We start from the raw sequence: 3,162 nt of genomic DNA, 5'->3' as shown, positions 1-3,162 counted from the left end.
CTGTTACGGGGCCGCAGCCGACCGGTGACACTCGGCGCGCGGGCGCCTTCCCCGCCCGGCCTGTCGCGCGCCCGTGACGACAGTCACAAACAAGTGATAACTTCGAGGCACAGCGCAACGTACGGCACCGCCGCCCAAGGAGGCCGCACGTCATGAGTCCCTTCACCGGCTCCGCCGCCCGCACCGCCGACTGGGAGCACCTGCGCCTCCGGCTCGCCGACGGGGTCGCCACGGTCACCCTCGCCCGCCCCGACAAACTCAACGCCCTCACCTTCGGCGCCTACGCCGACCTGCGCGACCTGCTGGCCGAGCTGTCCCGGGAGCGCTCGGTGCGCGCCCTGGTGCTGGCCGGGGAGGGGCGCGGCTTCTGCTCCGGCGGCGACGTGGACGAGATCATCGGCGCCACCCTCGCCCTGGACACCGCCCAGCTGCTCGACTTCAACCGGATGACCGGCCAGGTGGTCCGCGCCCTGCGCGAATGCCCCTTCCCGGTGATCGCCGCCGTGCACGGGGTCGCGGCGGGCGCCGGGGCGGTCCTCGCCCTCGCGGCCGACTTCCGGGTCGCCGACCCGAGCGCCCGCTTCGCCTTCCTCTTCACCCGGGTCGGCCTGTCCGGCGGCGACATGGGCGCGGCCTACCTGCTGCCGCGGGTCGTCGGGCTCGGCCACGCCACCCGGCTGCTGATGCTGGGCGAGCCGGTCCGCGCCCCCGAGGCCGAGCGCATCGGCCTGATCAGCGAACTCACCGAGGAGGGCCACGCCGACGAGGCCGCCCAGGCTCTGGCCCGCCGCCTGGCGGCCGGCCCCGCCCTGGCCCACGCCCAGACGAAGGCCCTGCTGACGGCGGAGCTGGACATGCCGCTGGCGGCCGCAGTGGAGCTGGACGCGGCGACCCAGGCGCTGCTGATGAACGGCGAGGACTACCGGGAGTTCCACGCGTCGTTCACGCAGAAGCGCCCGCCGAAGTGGCAGGGGCGGTGACCCGCCGTGCCGACGTCAGCCGCGCCCGCCGCCTCCCGCGTCGCCGTCATCGGCGGGGGACCCGGCGGTCTCTACGCCGCCGCCCTGCTCAAGCGCCTGGACCCCGCCCGTGAGGTGACCGTCTGGGAGCGCAACGCCCCCGACGAGACCTTCGGCTTCGGGGTCGTCCTGTCCGACGAGACCCTGGGCGGCATCGAGCACGCCGACCCGGTGGTCTACGAGGCCCTGCGACGGCACTTCGTCCGCTGGGACGACATCGACGTCGTGCACCGGGGCGTGCGCCACACCTCCGGGGGGCACGGCTTCGCGGCCCTCGGCCGACACCGCCTCCTGAAGATCCTGCACGACCGCTGCCGGGACCTGGGCGTACGGATCGAGTTCCGCACCCAGGCCCCGCCACCCGGCCGGCTCGCCGCCGACCACGACCTGGTCGTCGCCGCCGACGGGGTCCACAGCGCCACCCGCGCCACCTACGCCGAGGTCTTCCGCCCCACGATCACCGCCCACCGCTGCCGCTACATCTGGCTCGCCGCCGACTTCGCCCTCGACGCCTTCCGCTTCGAGATCGCCGAGACCGAGCACGGCGTGATGCAGCTGCACGGCTACCCGTTCGCGCCCGACGCCTCGACGGTCATCGTCGAGATGCGCGAGGAGGTCTGGCGGGCGGCCGGCTTCGACGAGACGGACCCGAGCGAATCGACCGACCGCTGCGCCAAGATCTTCGCCCAGGCGCTGCGCGGCCGGCCCCTGCGCTCCAACGACTCGGCGTGGACGACCTTCCGCACGGTGGTCAACGACCGCTGGTCGCACGGCAACGTGGTGCTGCTCGGCGACGCGGCCCACACCGCCCACTTCTCCATCGGCTCGGGCACCAAGCTGGCCGTGGAGGACGCACTGGCGCTGGCGGCGTGCCTGTCCGAACAGCCCGACGTGCCCGCCGCGCTGTCGGCGTACGAGACCGAGCGCAAACCGGTCGTCGCCTCCACCCAGCGGGCCGCGAAGGCGAGCCTGGAGTGGTTCGAGAACCTAAACCTCTACCGCGAGCAGCCGTCCCGCCAGTTCGCGTTCAACCTGCTCACCCGCAGTCGCCGGGTCACCCACGACAACCTCCGGCTGCGCGACGCCCGCTTCACCGCATCCGTGGAGCGGGAGTTCGGCTGCCCGCCCGGCACGCCCCCGATGTTCACGCCGTTCCGGCTGCGCGGGCTGACCCTGCGCAACCGGGTGGTGGTGTCCGCGATGGACATGTACTCCGCCACCGACGGCGTGCCCGGCGACTTCCACCTCGTCCACCTCGGCGCCCGCGCGCTCGGCGGGGCGGCGCTGGTCATGACCGAGATGGTGTGCGTGAGCGAGCGGGGCCGCATCACCCCCGGCTGCGCCGGTCTGTACACCGGACGGCAGACGGAGGCGTGGCGCCGGATCACCGACTTCGTGCACCGGCAGGCGCCGGGCACCGCGATCGGCGTCCAGCTCGGCCACTCGGGCCGCAAGGGCTCCACCAGGCTGATGTGGGAGGGCATGGACGACCCGCTGCCCACGGGCAACTGGCCGCTGGTCGCCCCCTCCCCGCTGCCGTACAAACCCACCAGCCAGACCCCGCGCGAACTGACCCGCGCCCAACTGACCGACATCCGCGAGCAGTTCACGGCGGCGGCCTGGCGTGCCGCCCGGGCCGGCTTCGACCTCCTCGAACTCCACTGCGCGCACGGCTATCTGCTTTCCGGCTTCCTCTCGCCGCTCACCAACCGCCGCACGGACGCCTACGGCGGCTCACTGGAGAAACGGCTGCGCTTCCCGCTGGAGGTCTTCGACGCCCTGCGCACGGTGTGGCCGGCCGATCGCCCGATGACGGTCCGCATCTCCGCCACCGACTGGGCGGACGGGGGGACGACGGCCGAGGACGCGGTCGAGATCGCCCGCGCCTTCGCCGGCCACGGCGCCGACGCGATCGACGTCTCCACGGGCCAGGTCGTCTCCGACGAACAGCCCGACTTCGGCCGCTCCTACCAGACCCCGTTCGCCGACCGGATCCGCCACGAGGTGGGCGTCCCGGTGATCGCCGTCGGCGCCATCTCCTCCTGGGACGACGTCAACTCCCTGATCCTGGCCGGCCGCGCGGACCTCTGCGCTCTGGCCCGCCCCCACCTCTACGACCCCCACTGGACCCTGCACGCGGCCG

At 73.6% G+C, this 3,162-nt stretch carries 2 protein-coding genes; both read left to right on the top strand.

All coding sequences use genetic code 11. The annotated features are described in order from the left end of the window. Nucleotides 1-152 precede the first annotated feature (152 nt). Complete coding sequence (locus tag FRZ03_RS01795; RefSeq protein ID WP_146463334.1) at nt 153-980, top strand: enoyl-CoA hydratase family protein; 828 nt, start codon at nt 153-155, stop codon at nt 978-980. Nucleotides 981-986: 6 nt separating this feature from the next. Next, nucleotides 987-3,162: bifunctional salicylyl-CoA 5-hydroxylase/oxidoreductase (locus tag FRZ03_RS01790; protein WP_146463333.1), on the top strand; the 2,176-nt coding region annotated here is incomplete at its 3' end.

The sequence above is a fragment of the Streptomyces misionensis genome, from assembly GCF_007896895.1.
GTDB lineage: Bacteria > Actinomycetota > Actinomycetes > Streptomycetales > Streptomycetaceae > Streptomyces > Streptomyces misionensis_A.
The sequence above is the reverse complement of the archived record's forward strand: the minus strand, read 5'-3'. Positions and strand labels throughout refer to the sequence as shown.